Source organism: Sinorhizobium fredii USDA 257 (assembly GCF_000265205.3).
GTDB classification, from domain to species: Bacteria; Pseudomonadota; Alphaproteobacteria; order Rhizobiales; family Rhizobiaceae; genus Sinorhizobium; species Sinorhizobium fredii_B.
The window spans coordinates 1703172-1724893 of sequence record NC_018000.1; the positions used below are offsets into that span (position 1 = coordinate 1703172).

21 protein-coding genes are annotated in these 21722 nt (G+C 63.5%); 8 read left to right on the forward strand and 13 right to left on the reverse strand.

Annotation, left to right across the window (positions count from 1 at the left end):
- Positions 1 to 155 precede the first annotated feature (155 nt).
- The 3 genes from USDA257_RS07830 to USDA257_RS07840 form a co-directional block, all read right to left on the reverse strand.
- The gene (locus USDA257_RS07830) at positions 156 to 1769 is read right to left on the reverse strand and encodes an MFS transporter (protein ID WP_014762372.1); all 1614 of its coding nucleotides are present in this window, start codon (positions 1767 to 1769) and stop codon (positions 156 to 158) included.
- Positions 1766 to 2863: an HlyD family secretion protein gene (locus USDA257_RS07835; RefSeq protein WP_014762373.1), complete on the reverse strand. Its 1098-nt coding sequence runs from the start codon at positions 2861 to 2863 to the stop codon at positions 1766 to 1768. The genes USDA257_RS07830 and USDA257_RS07835 overlap by 4 nt, the downstream gene beginning before the upstream one ends.
- A gap of 66 nt (positions 2864 to 2929) precedes the next feature.
- Entirely contained in the window at positions 2930 to 3682 is a 753-nt protein-coding gene (locus USDA257_RS07840; RefSeq protein WP_014762374.1) for an SDR family oxidoreductase, read from the reverse strand.
- 247 nt (positions 3683 to 3929) lie between these two features.
- On the opposite strand from USDA257_RS07840, the gene USDA257_RS07845 reads away from it, so the two are divergent.
- Positions 3930 to 5510, forward strand: coding sequence for a winged helix-turn-helix domain-containing tetratricopeptide repeat protein (locus USDA257_RS07845; protein ID WP_014762375.1), 1581 nt, complete (start codon positions 3930 to 3932; stop codon positions 5508 to 5510).
- Between the two features lie 61 nt (positions 5511 to 5571).
- Here the strand turns inward: USDA257_RS07845 and USDA257_RS07850 are convergent, their stop codons facing one another.
- Entirely contained in the window at positions 5572 to 6327 is a 756-nt protein-coding gene (locus tag USDA257_RS07850) for an IclR family transcriptional regulator (protein ID WP_014762376.1), read from the reverse strand.
- Positions 6328 to 6506: 179 nt separating this feature from the next.
- On the opposite strand from USDA257_RS07850, the gene USDA257_RS07855 reads away from it, so the two are divergent.
- From USDA257_RS07855 to pcaF, 3 genes are read left to right on the forward strand one after another with little or no spacing between them, the layout of a single operon-like run.
- Positions 6507 to 7364 (forward strand): CoA transferase subunit A, encoded by an 858-nt coding sequence (locus USDA257_RS07855; RefSeq protein ID WP_014762377.1) that lies wholly within the window; start codon positions 6507 to 6509, stop codon positions 7362 to 7364.
- A gap of 10 nt (positions 7365 to 7374) precedes the next feature.
- On the forward strand, positions 7375 to 8166 hold the full coding sequence (locus USDA257_RS07860) for a CoA-transferase subunit beta (RefSeq protein ID WP_041413992.1): 792 nt from the start codon (positions 7375 to 7377) through the stop codon (positions 8164 to 8166).
- Positions 8166 to 9368, forward strand: a complete 1203-nt coding sequence (gene pcaF, locus USDA257_RS07865) for a 3-oxoadipyl-CoA thiolase (RefSeq protein WP_014762379.1) — start codon at positions 8166 to 8168, stop codon at positions 9366 to 9368. Before USDA257_RS07860 ends, pcaF begins: the two co-directional genes overlap by 1 nt.
- Before the next feature lie 236 nt (positions 9369 to 9604).
- Here the strand turns inward: pcaF and USDA257_RS07870 are convergent, their stop codons facing one another.
- Positions 9605 to 9889: an acylphosphatase gene (locus tag USDA257_RS07870; protein ID WP_041415024.1), complete on the reverse strand. Its 285-nt coding sequence runs from the start codon at positions 9887 to 9889 to the stop codon at positions 9605 to 9607.
- 462 nt (positions 9890 to 10351) lie between these two features.
- On the opposite strand from USDA257_RS07870, the gene USDA257_RS07875 reads away from it, so the two are divergent.
- The 3 genes from USDA257_RS07875 to USDA257_RS07885 all read left to right on the forward strand — a co-directional run bounded on the left by USDA257_RS07875 (position 10352) and on the right by USDA257_RS07885 (position 11962).
- A complete protein-coding gene (locus USDA257_RS07875) occupies positions 10352 to 11035 on the forward strand; it encodes an RNA polymerase sigma factor (protein WP_014762381.1) in 684 nt (227 codons plus the stop codon).
- Between the two features lie 76 nt (positions 11036 to 11111).
- Positions 11112 to 11636: a DUF4142 domain-containing protein gene (locus USDA257_RS07880; RefSeq protein ID WP_014762382.1), complete on the forward strand. Its 525-nt coding sequence runs from the start codon at positions 11112 to 11114 to the stop codon at positions 11634 to 11636.
- 8 nt (positions 11637 to 11644) lie between these two features.
- Entirely contained in the window at positions 11645 to 11962 is a 318-nt protein-coding gene (locus USDA257_RS07885; protein WP_014762383.1) for a cupredoxin domain-containing protein, read from the forward strand.
- 44 nt (positions 11963 to 12006) lie between these two features.
- Here USDA257_RS07885 and USDA257_RS07890 read toward each other — a convergent pair whose 3' ends face one another.
- The 8 genes from USDA257_RS07890 to USDA257_RS07925 form a co-directional block, all read right to left on the reverse strand.
- Positions 12007 to 12732, reverse strand: a complete 726-nt coding sequence (locus tag USDA257_RS07890) for an amino acid ABC transporter ATP-binding protein (RefSeq protein WP_014762384.1) — start codon at positions 12730 to 12732, stop codon at positions 12007 to 12009.
- Positions 12710 to 13369 (reverse strand): amino acid ABC transporter permease, encoded by a 660-nt coding sequence (locus USDA257_RS07895; protein WP_014762385.1) that lies wholly within the window; start codon positions 13367 to 13369, stop codon positions 12710 to 12712. Before USDA257_RS07895 ends, USDA257_RS07890 begins: the two co-directional genes overlap by 23 nt.
- Positions 13366 to 14037 carry an amino acid ABC transporter permease gene (locus USDA257_RS07900; protein ID WP_014762386.1) on the reverse strand — a complete coding sequence of 224 codons (672 nt, stop codon included), beginning with the start codon at positions 14035 to 14037 and terminating at the stop codon, positions 13366 to 13368. The genes USDA257_RS07895 and USDA257_RS07900 overlap by 4 nt, the downstream gene beginning before the upstream one ends.
- A 67-nt stretch (positions 14038 to 14104) precedes the next feature.
- On the reverse strand, positions 14105 to 14890 hold the full coding sequence (locus USDA257_RS07905; protein WP_014762387.1) for a transporter substrate-binding domain-containing protein: 786 nt from the start codon (positions 14888 to 14890) through the stop codon (positions 14105 to 14107).
- A 23-nt stretch (positions 14891 to 14913) separates the two neighbouring features.
- Positions 14914 to 15648 carry a GntR family transcriptional regulator gene (locus USDA257_RS07910; protein ID WP_014762388.1) on the reverse strand — a complete coding sequence of 245 codons (735 nt, stop codon included), beginning with the start codon at positions 15646 to 15648 and terminating at the stop codon, positions 14914 to 14916.
- 429 nt (positions 15649 to 16077) lie between these two features.
- Positions 16078 to 16287: a hypothetical protein gene (locus tag USDA257_RS35895; RefSeq protein ID WP_014762390.1), complete on the reverse strand. Its 210-nt coding sequence runs from the start codon at positions 16285 to 16287 to the stop codon at positions 16078 to 16080.
- 16 nt (positions 16288 to 16303) lie between these two features.
- Entirely contained in the window at positions 16304 to 19072 is a 2769-nt protein-coding gene (locus USDA257_RS07920) for a DNA translocase FtsK (protein WP_041415026.1), read from the reverse strand.
- Between the two features lie 295 nt (positions 19073 to 19367).
- Positions 19368 to 20240 (reverse strand): ferritin-like domain-containing protein, encoded by an 873-nt coding sequence (locus tag USDA257_RS07925; RefSeq protein WP_014762392.1) that lies wholly within the window; start codon positions 20238 to 20240, stop codon positions 19368 to 19370.
- Positions 20241 to 20514: 274 nt separating this feature from the next.
- Between USDA257_RS07925 and USDA257_RS07930 the strand changes: the two genes are divergently transcribed.
- Positions 20515 to 21669 (forward strand): acyltransferase family protein, encoded by a 1155-nt coding sequence (locus USDA257_RS07930; RefSeq protein ID WP_014762393.1) that lies wholly within the window; start codon positions 20515 to 20517, stop codon positions 21667 to 21669.
- The last annotated feature ends 53 nt before the right edge of the window (positions 21670 to 21722 follow it).

Genomic DNA, 21722 nt, shown 5'->3' on the forward strand with positions numbered 1-21722 from the left:
AAGTTTTGGTGAATTCATGGCCGTTCGACGAGACGTCGTTCAATTGCCGGGACGCCGGCGGTGGGATGGCGCCAATAGCGACCCTCCGTGCGGTCGATACGCGGCTTTCCGTATCGACCCAAATCCGCCCGAAGGACGCATTGGAGTATCCGCTCTTACGCGACCGCTCCTTGCTCTTGAGCAGCCCGCGCAGCCCGCATTTTCGCATACCGGGACAGCGCGATCTTGATTGCGACGAGGATGGGCGCGGCTATGACAAACAGCAGCGCGACAGCGTTGAACGCCGTGTCGAAGGCAATCACGGTGGACTGACCTGTCACGACCCGGCCGAGAAGGCTGGTCGCTGCCCGGCCAGCGGCCGCGGCGTCCATGCCTTTGGCCGTCAGCATCGCGGTCGTCGTCGCCAGCCGCTCGATGACCGCGGGGCCCCCTGCGGTGACATTGGCACCGAGGACCGCGACATTGGCGACGACATTATGGTCGATCAGCGTCTGGAGTGCGGCCACTCCGATAAGCCCACCCAGCTGACGGCCGGTATTGAAGAGGCCGATGCCGGAGGCGAGATTTCGGTTGTTGAGGTTGCCGAAAGCGATCAGCGTGATCGACAGAAACAGGAAGCCAAGGCCAAGGCCGCGCAGCAGGATTGCTGCCATCATGTCGTCCGCGCCGCTTTCGCTGGTCGATCCGGACAGCATCCACATCGCGACCATGATCATCAGGATGCCGAACGGCACCGTGGCGAACGGCGGAACGCGGCGCACCTGCATGAGAAAGGCGGCCAAGAGAAGTGCGCCGACGAACAGCGCGCCACTCGGCAACAGCAGCTGGCCGGCATCGGTCGGCGTGAACGCCAGGACGGACACGGCAAAGGACGGGATCAGGAAGGCGCTCCCGAACAATGCGGCGCCGGCGACGAAACTGACGATCAGGGCGAAGCAGAAATCGTCCGATTGGAACAGGGTGAAGTCGAGCAGGCCCTCGCCCTTGGCCAGCACTTGTTGGCCGAGAAAGGCCAGCAGGGTGGCGGCGCCGATCACCGTCAGCCACAGGATGCGCGGTTCCTCGAACCAGTCCCATCGGCTGCCCTGGCTGAGAACGTAGGTGAAGCAGAACAGCGTGACGCAGATCAGCGAGAAGCCGATCCAATCAAACGGACGCTGCGCGGGCTTGGTGGGCATCGGGCCGTCGGCGATCAGCAGAAGTCCGGCAGCCGCGAGCGCCAGCGGAACGACACTGAAGAAGATCCATGTCCAGGATTGGCTGTCGATCAACCACCCCTGAAGGGCAGGCGCAATGGTCGCGGGGGCGACAACCGACCCCATCGCGAACAGGGCTTGGAGGATCGGTTGGCGGGACCGCGGATAGGCGAGGAAAATGATCGCCTGGCCACCGACAAGCAGGACGCCGCCGGCGAAGCCCTGGATAATTCGAAGTGCGACCAGCAGGTCCAGCCGGGCGGTGACGGCGGCAATGCCGCACGCCATGCCCATGGCGAGCGTTGCGCCGATGATCAGGCTCAGCGGACGGACTCGGTTCATCAGCCCGGGGGCGGCGATGAAGCCGATGAGCTTGAGAGCGGTGTAGCCGATATCCAGCCAGGCGAACTCGTCAGGCGTTGCATAGGTGTCGCCGATGATGTCGGCGCGCCCGAGCGACAGGACGGTGCTGGCGATCGCCTCGGTCAGCGTGGCCAGCACTATGCCCGCCACAAGCAGGGCGCCGGCCGTCGATCCGTCGCGGCTCGGCGGGGCAGTGAGGACCCTGGTCATGAGCCGCCTCCCGGCGCGATCTCGACACGCGCGGACAAGCCGGGCACGAGGCGGCCGGGCAACGGATTGCTGGCAAACCTGATCTTCACCGGAACGCGCTGGACGACGCGAACGAAGTTGCCGGTGGCATTGTCCGTCGGCAGCAAGCTGAAGGCGGAGCCGCTGCCGGGCGCAAAGCTGTCGACCACGCCTTCAAGCGCCCCGTTCGGATAGCCGTCGATGGTGATACGGACGCGCTGGCCGGGCCGGATATGTTCGAGCTGGGTTTCCTTGAAATTCGCCACGACCCAGACATCGTTGACCGGAACGATGTCGAGCAAGGCGGCGCCCGGCGCAACGAGCCGGCCGATGCGGACCTGACGGTTGCCGATAACGCCGCCGACAGGCGCGCGCACCACGGTGCTGTCGAGATCGATCTGGGCAAGATCGCGCGCCGCCTCTGCCTGCGCCACGGCGGCAACGGCCGCTTCGCGCTGGGCGGCAAGGACGGCCATACGCTGCTGCTGCGCCTCTACCGTCGCGGAGGCGGCCGACACGTTCGCCTCGGCTCTCGATCGCGCCGCGTCGCTTTCATCGACATGGGCCTGGCTGATGGTGTTGCTGCGGATCAGTTCGCGGCGGCGCTCGTAGGCCTTGGTCGCCAGATTCATCTCGGCCACGGCCGACCGTCTCTGGGCCTCCGCCTGCCGGATGAGCGCATGCTGAAGCTTTGTCTCCGCATCGACATTGACGAGCCGAGCCGCCGCCGCTTCGACGTTGGCGACCGCTTGGGCAAGCCGTGCGCGGTAGTCGCGATCGTCGATCCGGAACAGGATGTCGCCCGCCTGGACGGCTTGGTTGTCCTTGATATCTACCGCCGTGACGTAACCCGCAACCTTCGGAGCGAGCGAGGTCACATCGCCGCGGACGTAAGCGTTGTCGGTCGACGCCTCGCCGCTCGAGCGAGCCTTGGCCCATCCGCCAGCCACAACCACCACGGCGCCGAGGCACAGCAGCAGGCCGATCATCTTTCTCTTGTTCTGCCGCGTCCCGACAGTTCCGGTCCCGGAACCTCCGCCGGTGACGTAGGCAACCTTGTTCTCAAGCGAATCCATTTTCTCATGTCCTGTTGAAGGCGCAGCCCGGAACCGGGCCGCCGCCTGACGGGTCCGTGGGGAGCTTCAGTTCGCGGCTTGCTGCGCGAGCCAGTCCTCGAAACGGATCGCGCCGATGCGCGGGTTCTTGCCGGGGGTCAGCGATTTATCGTCCAGAACGGCGCCGAAGTAGCGCGCGTGGACGTCTGGCACGACCTTGCGCGTGTCCTGCGTTGCGCTGAGGAAACGCCGGACCACTTCGTCGAGCGGGATCGCCTCCGGACCGGCGACTTCGACCGTGCCGTTGACCGGCGGTGCGACGGCGACTTCGGCGAGCGCCGCCGCCACGTCTTCAGATGCGATCGGTTGGAACAGCGCCGGCGATAGGCGGATCTCCTCGCCGACGGCGGCCGACTCGGCAATGCCGCCGACAAATTCGAAGAACTGCGTGGCACGCAGGATGGTGTAGGGAATGCCGGACGCCTTGATGAGGTTTTCCTGCGCGACCTTCGCCCGGAAATAGCCGTTCTCGGGAAGCCTTTCGCTGCCAACAATGGATAGGGCAACGTGGTGGCGCACGCCGGCGGCAGCTTCGGCAGCCAGCAGGTTGCGGCCCGAGGTCTCGAAGAATTCGAGGACGGCCTTGTCTTCCCACACCGGCGCGTTCGCCACGTCGACGACAATCTCGGTGCCATCCATCGCTTCGGCCAACCCCTCGCGGGTGATGGTGTTCACACCCGTGTTGGGGGCGGCGGCCAGGACGTCATGGCCGCGCTCTCTGAGGTTCTTGACAAGTTTCGATCCGATGAGGCCGGTGCCTCCGATGACGACGATCTTCATGGCTTCTCTCCGCTTCTGTCGACCGCACCCATTGCCGTCGACTTGATGGAGAGTGCCTGCAAGCTTGCGGGAAGTCCTTGCGGCGTGCTTGAATTGACCTTGAGGGAAGCTTGGTTATTCGTCCAAGACGGATTGCCCGACGGGGATGGATTCTCTAACCAGGCGTTGCCGTGCTATCGAATGGACGGGAACATTCGCCGTTGCCCCGGCCATGAAGCCGACGGCACCCGGCCGAGGGACACGCGACGTGCAATTCGCATTTGGAGACTACGTGCTCGACCCCGAGCGCCGGGAACTCACCCTGCGCTCGCAAGTCGTGACCGTCGGACCGCAGGTTTTCGACCTATTGCTGCATCTGATCATGAACCGTGACCGCGTCGTCAGCAAGGACGATCTGCTGCAGGCGGTATGGAGCGGCCGGATCGTCTCGGAATCGACGATCACCAGTCACATCAACGCGGTTCGCAAGGCCATCGGCGACAGTGGCGAAGAGCAGCGCCTGGTCCGAACAGTCGCCCGCAAGGGCTTCCGTTTCATTGGCGAGATCGGGGAAGCGCTACAGACCGGCGGCGCAGGTACTGTCGGACACGCCTCCAGCGAATCGAGCGAGCCTCCCTCCGCGCTTGTCCTTCCGGACAAGCCCTCGATTACCGTCTTGCCCTTCCAGAACCTGAGCGGCGATCCGGAGCAGGAATATTTCGCCGATGGCGTGGTGGAGGATATCATTGCCGCCCTGTCGCGTATCCGCTGGCTGTTCGTCATCGCGCGCAATTCGAGTTTTACCTACAAGGGCAGGGCGGTCGACGTGAAGGACGTCGGCCAGGAGCTTGGCGTGCGCTACGTGCTGGAGGGTAGCGTGCGCAAGGCGGCAAACAGGGTGCGCATCACCGGCCAGCTCATCGACGCCACGACCGGAACGCATCTCTGGGCGGAGCGCTTCGAAGGCACGCTTGACGACATTTTCGAACTGCAGGACCGGATGGCCGAAAGCGTCGTCGGCGCGATATCACCACAGCTCGAACGGGCGGAGATCGAGCGCGCCAAGCGCAAGCCGACGGAAAGCCTGGACGCCTACGACTATTATCTGCGCGGCATGGCGAAGCTGCACAGCGGAACAAGAGAAGCCATCGAGGCGGCGCTGCCCTTGTTTTACAAGGCCACCGAGCTCGACCCGGAATTCGCATCGGCCTTCGGCATGGCGGCCTGGTGCCATTTCTGGCGCAAGGTGAACGGCTGGATGGCCGACCGCCCGAGCGAGATCGCCGAGGGTGCGCGGCTGGCGCGGCTGGCGGTGGAGCTCGGCCGGGAGGATGCGGTGGCACTGACGAGAGGCGGGCATGCGCTCGCCCATCTGGTCGGCGACCTCGACAGCGGCATTGCGCTCATCGACAGGGCCGTGCTGCTCAACCCGAACCTCGCCCCCGCCTGGTTCCTCGGGGGCGCCCTGCGCGCGCTTCGCGGTGAAACAGACGCCGCGATCGAACACTTGGCTAATGCCGTTCGCCTGAGCCCGCTGGATCCGGAAATGTTCAGGATGCAGGTGGGGATGGCGCTGGCACATTTTTTTGCCGGGCGCTTCGATTTCGCTACGGCCTGGGCGGAAAAGGCGCTGGGAAACCTGCCCAGCTTGCTCCCGGCGGCCGCCCTGGCGGCGGCGAGCCACGCGCTTGCCGGACGGACGGACAAGGCGAAGCAAGCGATGCAGCACCTGCGCAGCCTCGATCCGTCGCTCCGCGTCTCCAATCTCAGGGACTGGCTCCCGATTCATCGCCCGGAAGATCTGGCGCGGTTCGCGGATGGATTGCGGCTGGCCGGGTTGCCCGAGTGACCGCGGCACGATGCCGTCCCCCAAAGTGTCCACTTTTCTCGATTGGGTCGCAACGCCGCAACTACTGCACCAGCGGCCGCAGCGCGGCCTGCATCTCCCGGAGCATGGGCAGGTAGCATTCCCCCAGATCGGAAGCGGCAACATGGGCGGCAGGCGCCCCGATATTGAGCGCCGCTACCACCTGTCCGCGCGCATTCATCAATGGAACGGCAATTGAACAAAGCCCGAGTTCGAGCTCCTGGTCGATGACCGCATAGCCCTGCTCGCGCACCCGTCGCAGTTCCGCGATCAATTCGTCCGGATCTGTCTTCGTCCGCGGCGTGTTGGCCTTGAGTTCGGTGCGGCTGAGGATCTCCCGCGCCTCAACTTCAGGAAGTGCGGCAAGGAGCACTCTTCCCATCGAAGCGCAATAGGCGGGAAGCCGCGAGCCGGGCATCAGGTTGATCGACATCACCCGGCGCTGCGAGGCGCGGGCCACATAGACGACCTCCGTGCCATCGAGCACCGAGGCCGAGGCGCTTTGCCCGGCCCTTTCCGAGAGCTGGTCGAGATAGGGCTGGACGATCGCCGGCAGCGGCGTCGCCGAGAGATAGGCGTGGCCGAGCCGCAGGATCTTCGGCGTCAGGGTGAAGAACTTGCCGTCATAATCGGCATAGCCGAGTTCCGCGAGCGTCAGCAGCGAGCGCCGCACGGTCGCACGGTCGAGGCTGGTGCGTTTCGATGCCTCGGCAATCGACAGTCGCGGCTGCGCCTCGCCGAAGGCTTCTATGACTTTCAAACCGCGTGCGAAGCCGCTGACGAAATCCGTTTCCCGCATGATTCTCCCCCTCATCAACTCGCTTTTATTTTGTGCGATATACGAACAAATGTCAAATATCGCACAAAATATTTGACGATCGACGGAAATGAGCGTTTATTCCCGGCAATCGCCGCTGCCGGACGCCTATCCGTTCGAGGCAAGACGCACCGCCAGGCGGCAAATAGAGGAGGAATTGGATGGCTCGCATAATGTCGCTCGCCGACGCGGTGGCGGAAAACGTCCGGGACGGCGACACCGTCGCCATGGAGGGCTTCACGCACCTCATTCCCTATGCTGCCGGTCACGAGGTGATCCGCCAGGGCAGGAAGGATCTGTTTTTAGTCCGCATGACCCCGGACATCCTCTACGACCAGCTGATCGGCGTCGGCGCCGCCCGCGGCATGAAATTCTCCTGGGGCGGCAATCCCGGCGTCGGCTCGCTGCACCGCTTCCGCGATGCGGTCGAGAACCAATGGCCGCGGCCGCTCCAGATCGAGGAGCACTCACATGCGGCGATGGCCAACGCCTATGAGGCGGGCGCGGCGAACCTGCCTTTCGCCATGCTGCGCGGCTATATCGGCGCCGACCTGCCGAAGGTGAACTCCAACATCAAGAGCGTCACCTGCCCCTTCACAAACGAAGTACTCGCCGCCGTCCCGGCGATCCGTCCCGACGTGACGATCATTCACGCTCAGCGCGCCGACCGCAAAGGCAATGTGCTGCTCGAAGGCATCGTCGGCGTCCAGAAGGAGGCGGTGCTTGCGGCGAAGCACTCGATCGTCACTGTGGAAGAGATTGTCGAGGAGCTCTCGCCGCCCTCCCCCAATTCCGTGGTGCTGCCGACCTGGGCGGTAACCGCCGTCGCCCATGTACCCGGCGGCGCCTTCCCATCCTACGCGCATGGCTACTATCCGCGCTCCAACTCCTTCTACATCCGCTGGGACGAGATCGCCCGCGACCGGGAGAGCTTCACCGCCTGGATCAAGGAGAACGTGCTCGACGCGAAGCCCGAGGATTTCGCCGAGCATGCCGCAAAGTCGGCCAAGGCCGCGTGAGGAGGAGACGATGACGGATTTCACGCCCACCGAAATGATGACCATCGCCGCGTCCCGCGAGCTTTCCAATAACGACGTCTGCTTCGTCGGCATCGGCGCGCCTTCGGCCGCCTGCAACGTCGCCCGGCTCACGCACGCGCCCGACATTACGCTCATCTATGAGAGCGGCACCGTCGGCACCAAGCCGGACGTGCTGCCGCTGTCGATCGGCGACGGCGAGCTTTGCGATACGGCGCTGTTCACCGTCTCGGTCCCGGAAATGTTCCGCTATTGGCTGCAGGGCGGCCGCATCACCACCGGTTTCCTCGGCGGTGCGCAGATCGACAAATTTGCCAACCTCAACACCACCGTCGTCGGCCCCTATGATCGTCCGAAGGTCCGCCTGCCGGGTGGCGGCGGCGCGCCGGAGATCGCCTCCAATTGCGGCCGCATCTTCATCACCATGGCACTTTCGAAGCGGGGTTTCGTCGAGAAACTGCCCTTCGTCACCTCCATGGGTCATGGCGAGGGCGGCGATCATCGCGAGAGGCTCGGCATGAAGACCAAGGGACCGACGCGCGTCATCACCGATCTGTGCATCCTCGAGCCCGACCCGGTGACGAAGGAACTGACCGTCGTCTCGATCCATCCCGGCGTCGGCCGCGAACAAATCATCGAGAATTGCGGCTGGGCGATCAAATTCGCCGCGTCCGTCATTGAGACGCCTGCGCCGACCGAGACGGAGCTTTCGGTGCTGCGCGACATCAACGCCCGCACCAAGAAGGCCCATGAGGGTACCGGCACCGGCAAGGAGGCAGCCTGATGCGCGACGCTTACATCTGCGACTATATCCGCACGCCGATCGGCCGATTCGGCGGCGCGCTCGCCGCGGTGCGGGCCGACGACCTCGGCGCCGTGCCCTTGAAGGCGCTCGCCGAGCGCAATGGGTCGGTCGACTGGGAGGCAGTCGACGACGTGATCTTCGGCTGCGCCAATCAGGCGGGCGAGGACAACCGCAACGTTGCGCGCATGTCGGTGCTGCTTGCCGGGCTGCCGGTCACTGTTCCCGGCACGACGATCAACCGGCTTTGCGGTTCCGGCATGGATGCGGTGATCGCCGCTGCCCGCGCCGTCAAGGCCGGCGAAGCTGAGCTGATGATCGCCGGCGGCGTCGAATCAATGTCGCGGGCACCCTTCGTCCTGCCCAAGGCCGACAGCGCCTTCTCGCGGCACGCCGAAATCCACGACACGACGATCGGCTGGCGCTTCGTCAATCCGCTGATGAAGGCGCAATACGGCGTCGACTCGATGCCGGAGACCGGCGAGAACGTCGCCGAAGACTTCAAAGTTTCGCGCGAGGATCAGGACGCCTTTGCGGTACGCAGCCAGGCGAAGGCCGCGTCCGCGCAGGCAAGCGGCCGTCTGGGTAAGGAGATCGTCGCCGTCACCATCCCGCAGAAGAAGGGCGAACCTATCGTCGTCGACCGCGACGAGCACCCGCGCGCCACGACGATCGAGGCGCTTGCCAAGCTGAGGGCACCATTCCGCGCAGGCGGCAGCGTCACCGCCGGCAACGCCTCCGGCGTCAACGACGGGTCGGCGGCGCTAATCATCGCGTCGGAGGCGGCAGCAAGGAAACATGGACTGAAGCCGATCGCCCGCATCCTCGGCGGCGCCACCGCCGGCGTGCCGCCGCGCATTATGGGGATCGGCCCCCTGCCCGCCTCCAAAAAACTGATGGCGCGGCTCGGCATGACGCAGGACCAGTTCGATGTCATCGAACTCAACGAGGCCTTCGCCAGCCAGGGTCTGGCAGTGCTGCGCGAGCTCGGAATTGCCGACGACGATCCCCGCGTCAACCGCAATGGCGGCGCGATCGCGCTCGGCCATCCGCTTGGCATGTCCGGCGCCCGCATCACCGGCACCGCGGCGTTGGAGCTTGCCGAGACGGGCGGGCGCTATTCGCTCTCGACCATGTGCATCGGCGTCGGCCAGGGCATCGCCGTGGCACTGGAGCGGGTCTGACGCGGCCCGCTCGTTTTTGGCGACGGGCTGACTCGAGGGGCGGCTCCAATCGCCCCTCACCCTAGCCCTCTCCCCGCAAGCGGGGCGAGGAGACATTTGCGATCGCTTCGTCTTTCTTCAGCCGCACCGACTGGGGCGAGCGGGTACCGCGAGTCTGCTTCGCCCCCTTGCAGGGAGATGGGGGCCGGCAGGCCGGATGAGGGGGACCATTCAACTGCACATCGCGAGAACGCCTGCTAATGGGTGATCTGAAATCCGACAGGTGGGCGAACGGAGGAAGCGTCCTCACTCGCGACGCTGGCCACCGAAGCGCCCGGCGGCCCTTTCCAGAACTGGGCAAGCATCGTGTCGATGGCCGCATCCGGCCCGGAGATCAAAGCCGTCACCGAACCGTCGCTTTCGTTACGCACCCAGCCTGTTAATCCAAGCCGCTCCGCCTCGTCGCGCGTCCAGACGCGGAAGCACACGCCCTGCACCCTGCCGGTGATGCGGACCAAAGCCACCTTGCGCTCCTCCGTCATGGCCGCCTCCTCGTTCTTTCTTTGCGAATCTGGCGCAGAATGCCGCGAAGGCAAGCGCTGCGAGCTCGTCACCCGCCTACGCCTCGCCCTATCGTTGTCGCAATTTTCCGCCATGTTTTTACCGGCCAGATAAATTTTTGTGTTTTTGCTCTTGCAATTGCTGCATTGCAACATTATTGTATGACTTATCGGTAGAGCACTCCTCCTCCCGGCTCTATCGAGGGATCGGCAACCCTCCTCCTCCCAGTTGCTGATCAGGATCGAAGGCCCGGCGCACCTCCTCCCGCGCCGGGCCTTCTCTTTTTCCAGCCGAAATACAGTCCCGTATTCGCCCGAGAGACACGGATCGCCTATTGGCGGCTGCAGACGCTCGGTGGATCGCTCTGGTTTCGGAGGAAAGCCGGCGGTAATTTGGGAACGTTTCAGGAGTTAGGGCATCCAATCCGCGACAAGGAGCCGATCATGCCCGTTGCCGAAAATCACCGTTCGCTCAATCACCCGCGATCCGCGCCGGATATCGAAGGATTCCGCGCGATCATGCAGGCGCACAACCGCAAGCTCTACCGGATCGCTCGCAGCATCCTGCGCAACGACAGCGACGCGGAAGACGTGCTGCAGGAGGCCTATGTCCGCGCCTTCACGCGGTTTCAAGATTTTCGCGGCGACTCCACCGTCACGACCTGGCTCGCGCGCATCGTCATCAACGAGGCGCTCGGCCGCCTGCGAAAGCGGCGACGCCAGATGAGGCTCGTCGAGGATATGCGGCAGTCGCATCAGGCCGAGGTCATTGCCTTTCCCCTCAATTCGAACAGCAACGATCCGGAAAGAACGATGGCGCAACGGCAGATTCTCGATCTGGTCGAAAAGCTGACGGATCATCTTCCGGACACCTACCGGACGGTGTTTGTGCTGAGGGTGATCGAGGGGATCGGCAACGAGGAGACCGCCGCGTTGCTCGGTCTACGGCCGGAAACCGCCCGCACCAGACTGCATCGGGCCCGCCACCTCCTGAAAGAACAACTGGAACGGCAGATCGGCCCCGTCCTGCTCGACGCCTTCCCCTTTGCCGGTAAACGCTGCGAGCGTTTGACCGCAGCCGTCCTCGCCCGCATCTCGCATCAATTGGCCGAACCAAGCCGCAGATAAAACGGGAACGTTCCAAGCCGCGAAGCATCCAAAGCACGTCAACATAACGCTTTGATCTTCGAGGAAGGAACATCCCATGACCATCCGACTGACGACCGCGGCAACCGTCATTGCCCTGCTCTTTGGTGCCAATGGAGCGATCGGCGCCGACAAGCCGACGGATCCGCAGATTGCCCATATCGCCTACACGGCCGGCGTGCTCGACATCGAGGCGGCGAAACAGGCGATCGCCATGTCGAAGAACAAGGCCGTCGTCGAGTTCGCAGAGACCATGGTGCGCGACCACGACGCGGTGAACAAACAGGCCCTCGATCTCGTCAAGAAGCTCAACGTTACGCCCGAAGACAACGACACAAGCAAGGCTCTCTCTCAAGCCGCCGAAACGAAGCGCCAGGAACTGGCGAAGCTTTCCGCCGCGGAGTTCGACAAGGCCTATGTCGAGCACGAGGTCGCTTATCACAAGCAGGTCAATGGCGCGCTAGAAACCCTGCTGATCCCGGCCGCCCAGAACGGAGAACTAAAGGGTCTGCTCGAGACCGGGCTGAAGCTCTTCCAGGGCCATCAGCAACATGCGGAGCATGTCGCGACCGAATTGAAGTGAGCGCGGAAATGTTGCCAACGCGAGCAGCCATTCTCGCTCTCATGTTGGGAGCGGCCGCCGTCGCCGCTCCTTCGCAGGCCGAAACCATTGAGGTGACGATCGATCGCCTGGTTTACGCGCCCGCAGAAATCGAAGCCAAAGTGGGCGATGAGATCGAGTGGGTGAACAAGGATGCCCTCGTCCACACCGCCACCCTGAAAGGCGGTGCAGAAGTGCTGCTCCCGGCCAAGAAATCAGGCAGCCTTCTGCTGCAAGAGCCCGGCAGCTTCGATTATATCTGCCGCTATCATCCCAATATGAAAGGCCGCATCACCGTGCGGCCCTGACCTGCAACGGCCGGCGTTTCTGCCGGCCGTCCGCGATCCGGTTTTCAATGCACGCCGAGGAACTGCTTCAGTTCCGGCGTCTGCGGATTGGCAAAAACCCCATCTGGCGGACCGATTTCGTGGACGCGTCCCTGGTGCATGAAGACGACGCGCGAGCAGACGTCACGGGCGAACTTCATTTCATGCGTCACCATCAGGAGCGTCATGCCCTCGGCGGCAAGCTCGCGCACGACGGCCAGCACCTCCGCCACCAGCTCCGGATCGAGCGCCGAGGTGATCTCGTCGCAGAGCAGCGCGATCGGCTGCATGGCAAGCGCGCGGGCGATCGCCACGCGCTGCTGCTGGCCGCCGGAGAGTTCGTCCGGATAAGCGTCGAATTTTTGGCTGAGGCCGACGCGCTCCAGCATCTTGCGGGCCATCGCCTCCGCTTCCGGCTTCGGCGTCTTGCGAACGACCATCTGCGACAGCATGACATTGCCGCCGACCGTCAGATGCGGGAAGAGGTTGAACTGCTGGAAGATCATGCCGACCTTCAGCCTCAGCGCCTTCAAGTGCGCTTCATCGTCGAGAAGCTGTGCTCCGGCGACCGAAATCGCGCCATCGCTGATCGTTTCGAGCCCGTTGATGCAGCGCAACAGCGTCGACTTGCCCGAGCCGCTTTTGCCGATGATGGCGATCACCTCTCCGGGCTCGACATCGAGATTGATGCCCTTCAATACCTCGTTCGACCCAAAGCTCTTGCGGATGTCAGTGATTTCGATGAGCGACATTGAGCTTCCTTTCGAGAATCTGGCTACTCTTCGACAAGGGCCAGCAGAGCGCGAAATAGATAAGGGCCACGAGGCCGTAGACGGTAAAGGGCTGGAAGGTGGCGTTGGTGACGACGGTGCCGGCCTTTGACAGTTCGACGAAGCCGATGATCGAGGTGAGCGCCGTGCCCTTGATTACCTGCACGGAAAACCCGACGGTTGGCGGCACGGCAATCCGCATCGCCTGCGGCAGGATGACGTAACGCATCTGCTGCAGCCGCCCCATGCCGAGACTGGCCGACGCCTCCCACTGCCCCTTGGCGATCGCCTCGACGCAGCCGCGCCAGATCTCGCCCAGGAAGGCGGCACTCCACAGGATCAGCGCCAGGACCGCCGCAAGCCAGGCCGGCACGTCGATGCCGAAGAGGCCGAACCCGAAGAAGGCGATGAAAAGCTGCATCAGCAACGGCGTGCCCTGGAACAGCTCGATGTAGTATTTCGCTAGCGCCCGCAGCCATTTACGCCGGCTGATGCGTGAGAAAAGCAGGACGAGCCCGACGAGGCCGCCGCCAATGAAGGAGACCAGCGACAGCGCGATCGTCCAGCGGGTGGCGAGCAAGAGGTTGCGCAGGATGTCCCAGATGGTGAACTCGATCATCGCGCCGACCTCCTCGGAAAGATCAGCCAACCGACCATCCCCAGCATTTGACGGAGCAGGATGGCAAGCAGAAGGTAGACGGCGGTCGAGATCATATAGGCCTCGAAGGCGCGGAAGGTCCGCGACTGGATGAAATTGGCGGCAAAGGTCAGGTCCTCGGCGGCGATCTGCGAGACGACGGCGGAACCAAGCATGACGATGACGACCTGCGAGGAGAGCGCCGGCCAGATTCGCTCAAGCGACGGGATGAGAACCACATGTCGGAAGGTTTCGAAGGGCGTCATGGCGAGGCTGGCGCCCGCCTCGAACTGGCCCCTCGGCGTCGCCTGGATGCCGGCGCGGATGATCTCCGAGCTATAGGCGCCGAGATTAACGATCATGGCGAGATTGGCCGCCTGGAGTTCGCTGAGCTGCACGCCGAGCGACGGCAGACCGAAGAAGATGAAGAAGAGCTGGATCAGGAACGGCGTGTTGCGGATCAGTTCCACATAGGTGGCGACCACCGGCCTCAGCCAGGCGGGGCCGAGCGCCCTCACCCAGGCGCAGACGATGCCGAGCGAGATGCCGGCCACCGCGCCGACGGCGATCAGTTGGATCGTAATGCCGATCCCCTTGACGATCTGCGGGTAGTATTCGAAGAGCCAGCCGAATTCGAATTGGTAATTCAAAGGCGCACCCCTGTTTGCAAAGCGAGATGGCGCCAGCCCTTGGGCGGAGTTGGCGCCTGCCTCGTGATCAGAGCTCGGCCGGCAGATCCGCGCCGAGCCATTTCTGCGCAATGGCGTTCAGGCTGCCGTCGGCCTTGGCGGCGGCGATGATGCCGTTGACCTTCTCGAGCAGCGCCGGCTGCTCCTTGGAAAGGCCGATATAGCAGGGCGAATTCTTGATCAGGAACTTGAGCTCCGGGCGCTTCGGCGGGTTCTTGGCGAGGATCGCCGCTGCGACGACGTTGCCGGTGGCGACCGCTTCGACCTGACCCGAAAGGAAGGCCGAGATCGTGCCGTTATTGTCCTCATAGCGCTTGATGACCGTATCGGCCGGTGCGACCTTGGTCAGTTCCAGATCCTCGACGGCGCCGCGGGTAACGCCGACGGTCTTTCCGGCAAGCTCTTCCGGCTTCGTGGCCACGAAATCGGCCGGCGCGAAGACGCCGTTGTAGAAGGGCGCGTAGGCAGCGGTGAAGTCGATGACCTTTTCGCGATCCGGGTTCTTGCCGAGACTCGAAATGACGAGATCGACCTTGTTCGTCTGCAGATAGGGAATGCGGTTGGCGCTGGTGACCGGCACCAGCTCGACCTTCACCCCGAGCTTCTCGGCGATCAGATTGGCCATGTCGATATCATAGCCGGCCGGCGTCATGTCGGGACCAACGCTGCCGAAGGGCGGGAAGTCCTGCGGTACGGCGACGCGGATCGTGCCGCGGGCGGTGATGTCGCCGAGTGCATCGGCTTGCGCCACGGAGCCAAAGCCGACCGCAGCGGCCATTGCCGTCATCGCGATGAACAATCTTCTTGAAAGCATTGGGTCATTCTCCTCTGTTGATTTCATGGTTTGGATTTGCGGGGTGCATTCGAAGGCGCAATCGGCGTCTGCGGCGGAAGCGAGAGGGAGTGTCTGAGATCAGCAAGCGGATCGGGACGGCGGGTGAGATCCAGCCCCGTCTCCACCTCGTCCAGATGCTCGACGGAAAGTGCTGCTGCCTTGAGGAAATCCCCCTCCTCCATCGCCGCGACGATGCGGCAATGACCGAGATGCGACTGCATGGCATGGAAATCGGACTGATAGAGCAGAGAGATAAGAATGGTGCGCGCCGTCAGGTCGCGCAGGATCTCGACGAGGGTGGCGTTACCGGAGAGTTCGGCGATGCGGATATGGAAGTCGCCCATCAGGCACGTGAGGCGCTGCCGGTCGCCGGCGGCAATCGCCAGCTTTTCCTCGGCAAGATGTGCATGGAGCGTGTCGCGGCCGCTTTCGGTCAGTCGGTCCATGCTGCGCAACAGCCCCGCCTCGATGACACGGCGGGCCGCGTAGACCATCATCGCCTCTTCGGCCGAAGGCTCGACGACGAACCAGCCGCGCCGTGGGCTGACCTTGACGATGCCGCGCTGTTCGAGCCGCATCATCGCCTCCCGCACCCTAGTGCGTGACACGCTGAAGAGGCTGGCAACCTCGCTTTCGCCCAGCCGCGTCCCGGGCCGAATACGGGCGGACAGGATGCCGGAGACGATGGCTTCGTCGATGCCGGTCTGACCGTTCTGTTGTGGCGACAAATCTTGCATACAAGGTTGAAGAGCAAGTGGCGTGCCAAGATCATGCAGTGTGTTTTTTCGGCGGCACGATCCGCCCAATGCCACCTGTTTAGGCGAACAGCGGTCCGCCCATCAGCATCTGCTTATCTTTTCATCAAATGGACCAGCCCATAAAGCAGCAGGTTGCGCTATGCCGGAGGGGCTAGTCACCCTCCCACTGGCGCAGCACAACGACCTCCTCGGCCTTGCCGGGCCAGACATGCACCGCATAGTGATCATCCCCCTCAAGGCCGTTTTTGCTCAGCCTGCCAAGTCCGCTCGATACCACCATGGCACACAAGGGACCGGCGGGAACCGCAACAGGGCGGGCGTCCGGCAAATAGTCGTTCAGGCCCGCGATGACGATTTCGCCCGATGTGTAAAATCCGCCAATGACGACATGGTCCGCATCTTCGAGACCTATTTTCGGCTGGTGCTGGTGCAGTTCGACGATAAGTCGGACGCCGTGTTGCGTGCAGTCATAGCGATGAGGCTCTGTTCCCCCACGAGCAGTCGGGCGCCGAGGTCCCCCGCTGTCCAGTTCACAGCGAGATCCGAGCCGCTCAATGCATCCGCGACAAGGAACTGATGATAGTCAGCCAGCACGCTGTCATCGAAAAGGATCGTCATTGGGAAACCCCTTTGCTCAATCCATATCGCCTTCGTCGCTCTTCACTGCCTGGTCGCGGTTGCCATAGATGATCTCGCGCTTGCCGACATGGTTGGCCGGGCCGACGAGGCCGTCCTTCTCCATGCGTTCGACGAGCGAGGCGGCGCGGTTGTAGCCGATGCCGAGGCGGCGCTGGATGTAGGAGGTCGAGCATTTCTTGTCGCGCAGCACGACCTTGACCGCCTGCTCGTAGAGTTCGTTGCCGTCTTCGGCGGCAATCGCACTCTTGTCGAAGACGGCGCCTTGATCCTCTTCCGCCTCTTCTTCCTCTTCGTCCGCCGTCACGGTCTCCAGGTATTCGGGCCGGCCCTGTGTCTTCAGATGCGCCACCACATGCTCGACCTCGAGGTCAGAGACAAAGGGGCCGTGGACACGGGCGATGCGGCCGCCGCCGGCCATGTGCAGCATGTCGCCTTGGCCCAAGAGCTGTTCGGCGCCCTGCTCGCCGAGGATGGTGCGGCTGTCGATCTTCGAGGTCACCTGGAAGGAGATGCGGGTCGGGAAGTTCGCCTTGATCGTGCCGGTGATGACGTCGACCGACGGTCGCTGCGTCGCCATGATCAGGTGGATGCCGGCGGCGCGTGCCATCTGGGCGAGCCGCTGGATCGCCCCTTCGATCTCCTTGCCAGCGACCATCATCAGGTCGGCCATCTCGTCGACGATGACGACGATATAGGGCATCGGCGCCAGATCCATCTCCTGCTGCTCGAAGAGCGGTTCGCCGGTGCCCTTCTCGAAGCCGGTCTGCACCGTCGCCAGGATCGGCTCACCCTTTTCGCGGGCGGCGGCGGCGCGCTGGTTGTAACCGTCGATGTTGCGCACACCGAGCCGCGACATCTTGCGATAGCGGTCCTCCATCTCGCGCACCGCCCATTTGAGCGCCATCACCGCCTTCTTCGGATCGGTGACGACGGGCGTCAGAAGATGCGGAATGCCGTCATAGACGGAGAGCTCGAGCATTTTCGGGTCGACCATGATCAGCCGGCATTCCTCCGGCTTCAGCCGGTACAGCAGCGACAGGATCATCGTGTTGATCGCCACCGACTTGCCCGAGCCGGTGGTGCCGGCGACGAGCAGATGCGGCATCTTGGCAAGCTCGGCGATGACCGGCTCGCCGCCGATCGTCTTGCCGAGGCAGAGCGCCAGCTTGCAGCCGGTCCTCAGAAAGTCGTCGGATTCGATCAGTTCGCGGAAATAGACCGTCTCGCGCGTCGCATTCGGCAATTCGATGCCGATGACGTTGCGGCCGGGCACCACCGCGACGCGGGCCGAGAGCGCCGACATCGACCGGGCGATATCGTCGGCAAGGCCAATGACGCGCGAGGATTTGACGCCGGGTGCCGGCTCGAATTCGTAGAGCGTGACGACGGGCCCGGGGCGCACATGGATGATCTCGCCCTTGACGCCGAAATCCTCGAGCACGCTTTCGAGAAGGCCGGCATTCTGCTCGAGCTGCTCCTGCGTCATGAAGAAGCCTTGGCCCTGCGGCGGCTCCTGCAGCAGCTCCTTAGACGGAAACTCGTAACCGTCGCCGACTTGATGGCGTTCGCTGGTGCCGATCGGCGGAAACGGCGAAGAGGAGCGCTGCACGACGGCCGGCATGGTGATCGCAGCCTTGGTGACCGGGACATCGGGGCCCGGCACCTTCTCCTCGGCTTTGACAGCCTCGACCTGCGCCGGCGCAGGCGCTGGCAAGGGTGCGGCCGCCACGGCATCTATTTTCGGCGCGTTATCGACGCTCGCGGACGGAACAGGTGCGACCACGGCCGTTGCAGGCCGGCATTCGACCACGCGGAACATCGAGGTGATTGCCGTTGGCGGCAGCGGACGGATTTCCACCGACGGAGCGGCGGGCTTCGGCGCCGGCGCCAACTGCACCGGCACTTTCGCCGGTTGCTTCGCCGACTCGGCGGCGATCCGAGGGACGGCCACCATTTCGAGCGGCATGAATTCGAAGAAAGCGTGATCGGAGAGGCAGGAAAGACGGGCATTTGCCCCGTTACCCACGACGATGTCGGAAGTGTCGGGTGCTGCCCCGACGTTGGCAGGGGTTATCTGGGCCACCTCCACGTCACTGACCGCAGGCGCCAACGCCTCTTGCGTTGCGGCGGCCGCGGATTCCTCGTCCGTCGCCGCCTGCGCGGCGGTGCCCGTATCGCGCGCCTGCGCGGCACGCCAAGAGGGAAGCTGCTGCAACAGCACCCGCAGAAGTTCCGAGGGACTGTGTGCCGGCGCCTCGGATTCGGGCCCAGCGGGTGCCCCGTCGACGGCCGCCGTTTCAGCGACGACCTCTTCCTCCGCAACCTCGATCGCCACCGCCTCGGCCTCGCTTTCATCGGCCAACGGCGCCCGGCGCTTCATGAATTCGCGCTCGGGCGTGCGGGTAAAGCGGACATTCGGCGACAGGAAGAAATGGCTCTCCCAGCCGTCCCCGTCCGATTGGCCGGTGATCTCGGCAAGGGTTGGCAGCGGATCGTGGGTCGAGGCGGTGACCTGGGCTGGCGCGTAAGGCGATCCGTGGCCGTAAAGGCGCGCGGCGCGCCCCGCATATCCGCCATCGTCGCCCTGATGGCCGGCCGGCCGGCGTGGCGCTACCGGCGCCTCGAACAGGTGATCGTGCGCGGCCGCCTGCGTCGCCTGGGCGTGCGTGCCGCCAGGCGCTCCCGGATGCGGATGCTCAAAATCATCCGCCTCATCTGCATCATGCAAAGCTGCCGTCGAGAAATTTGTCCGGGGAATACGCATGGCCTGAAACTCGAAATTCATCATCGAAAGGGCTGTCCCTAGCGAATAGGAAATGAAGGTTAACAACTCCCTTCCAGAGACTTCGCCGAATGGCCCCCACTGCCCGCCGCAGAGGATCACAGGCGTCGCTTCCCGGCCGCTCGCTCGAGGATTTCCGGGGTTTCGACACGAAACTCCGCCGCAGAGGATCGCCGATCAATTTCTATTTCAGGTCAGGAAATTCTGCCGTCGGCGGTAAGGCCGCCTGGGACCGGCCCAGGCTCGAACCTCGCCTGGTCAGGCCATCGCGAACCGCTCAGGTGCTATTGAGTTTTCCATTCATCCCGTTCGGATAAAAGCCACCCTTGGTCGCACCCTCCTGATCGGTGAGATAGACGATGCGCAACACCTCTTGCGGCGTGCGGGTGAAGGCTATCGCATCCGGCGTCGAAGGGACGATGTTCGCCTTGCCCTCCACCTGGATGCCTTGGTCCTTGTCTTCCGATCCATCGATCTTGTCGCGCGCATCGGAGACCGCGTTCGCCGCCTTCCAGGCTTGCTCGCCCATTCTATAAAGCGTCGAACGGGCCATTCCCATGTGGTAGGCCTCAACCGCCAGAATTCCGGCGGCGGCGGCGAGATAGTCCTCGTTCTTCAGAACTGTCGCAGCGCCGGCATAGGCGGTGACGCCGACATCCTCGAACAGCATGCCGCCGAGCACGAAGTTCATCTCGTTGCCGAAGGGATCGAAGGTCTCGCCCAGCCCTGCCGCCTTTGCAACGGCCGCAAAGCCGGCATCAAAGTCGATGGTCGGCCGAGGCACGGCATCGGCGCCAAGCGTTTTGCGGTAGAACTTCACATGAGCAAGTTCGTTTTCCGCCACTTCGCTCATGAACTCGCCAATTGCCGGAGTTTCGAACGATATCTGCTTGCCGCCGGTTACGGCGCCGGCCTCCGCACCCGCATCGGCATCGTCGATCCCTTTACCGGTCGTGCCGCGCAGGTAATACTCGGCTTCCATATATTCGAGGTTGAGCGCGAACTGCAGTATGTCCTCGTCCATCAGGTCAGTTGGTTCATCCGCGCGCGAGACACGTACGAGGCCCGCGGTCGAGGCGAGCGTCGCTCCGAGGCCCAACTGCAGCAGGCGACGGCGCGGAAGTAAAAGAGAAGGCATCACACGGATCATGGCTTCCTCCGAAGCCCGCCCGGCGTCAGTTTTGGCACCCTGGATCAGGCGGGCCAATCGGTGTCCAACATCATCAACGATGAAAAGTTCCGGCCCTCGTTGCACATAGCTGAATTGATCGCTTGACGGGCAACGAATACCGGACGGCCGCCGGCGTCGTGACGTCCGCCCGATTACTTAGTATCGCCTTAGTCGGCCCCTAGGTGTTCCCTTGTGCGTCGCAACATAGCGCGCGGCAGTAACCTTTAGTTGCTCACAAGGACGAAGTGTACTGATGGCTGACTATGATCCCCGCAAAACTCGAATCGATTGTCTGGATGGGCTCCGCGGCCTGGCGTCCCTCTGGGTGATGATCGGCCATGCGCTGTTGCTGACGGGCTGGCGTCTGCCGGTTCTCTCGGAGCCTGATCTCGGCGTCGACCTCTTCATCATGCTGTCCGGCTTCCTGATGGTATTTCACTATCAGCTACGTGCCGGTAAGGAGCCGTGGGAACTGACCTCGACTTGGGTCACCTTCTGGGTTCGGCGTTTCCTGAGGATTGCGCCGCTTTATTATCTCCTCCTGGCAGTTGCCTTCATGCTCGGCGCCTGGCTGTTCGAATCGCGAATGGTCATCGACGCCTTCCTCGATCGGACGCCGCAATCACCGCAGCGTTATCTGGATAACGGACTGACGAACGGGCTGATGCATGTCAGCTTTCTTTTCGGTCTCTCTCCAGACTACGCATATAGGACTCCCCTGCCGGACTGGAGTATCGGGCTCGAAATGCAGTTCTATGCGGCCTTCCCCTTCATCATGCTTCTGCTCAAGAAGTTCGGCTGGCTGAAGGGCGCGCTGTTCACTGCCGTCCTTGCCGCCGTGATCGTGTCGGCGGCGAGCCTCTTGGGCGTTCACTTTCCAATGCCGGCGTTCCTGCCCCTGAAGATGCACATCTTCCTTTGCGGAATGCTTTTGGCGCTTGGTCTTCAGGCGGATGGATCGAAGGCTGTTCTCCACGGCGGGGCCGCCATGGCGCTCGCCCTTCTGCCGATCGGCGGTGACATGACGGCGACGAAGATGATGATGCGGGTCATGCTTGTCGGCGTTTTCTTCGCCCTGCTCTATCATCGCCTGGTCGGCGACGCGCTGGGTGTCGCCCTTCGTGCCGTCTCCTCATCTCTAGGCAACAGGTTCTTCCACTGGCTCGGGGAACTGTCATTCGGGGCCTATCTCTGGCACCTCATCTTTCTGCAGCCGATTGCCGCCTATTTCATCGGCACGTTCGGCGACACGATCTCACCGCCGGCGCGCTTCGCCGCGGTGACTGTCCTTCTGGTGCCTTTGGTTTACACGGCTGCCTGGATGACATTCGTCGCGGTCGAGAAACCGGGTCAAAAGCTCGCCAAGCGCTTGGTCAACAGACGGAAACCTCAGCCGGTCAGGGCATGAGCGTCTGAACCTAGCCGTCCGACGATCTCGGGGGTGAAGTCGACGGGATTGGC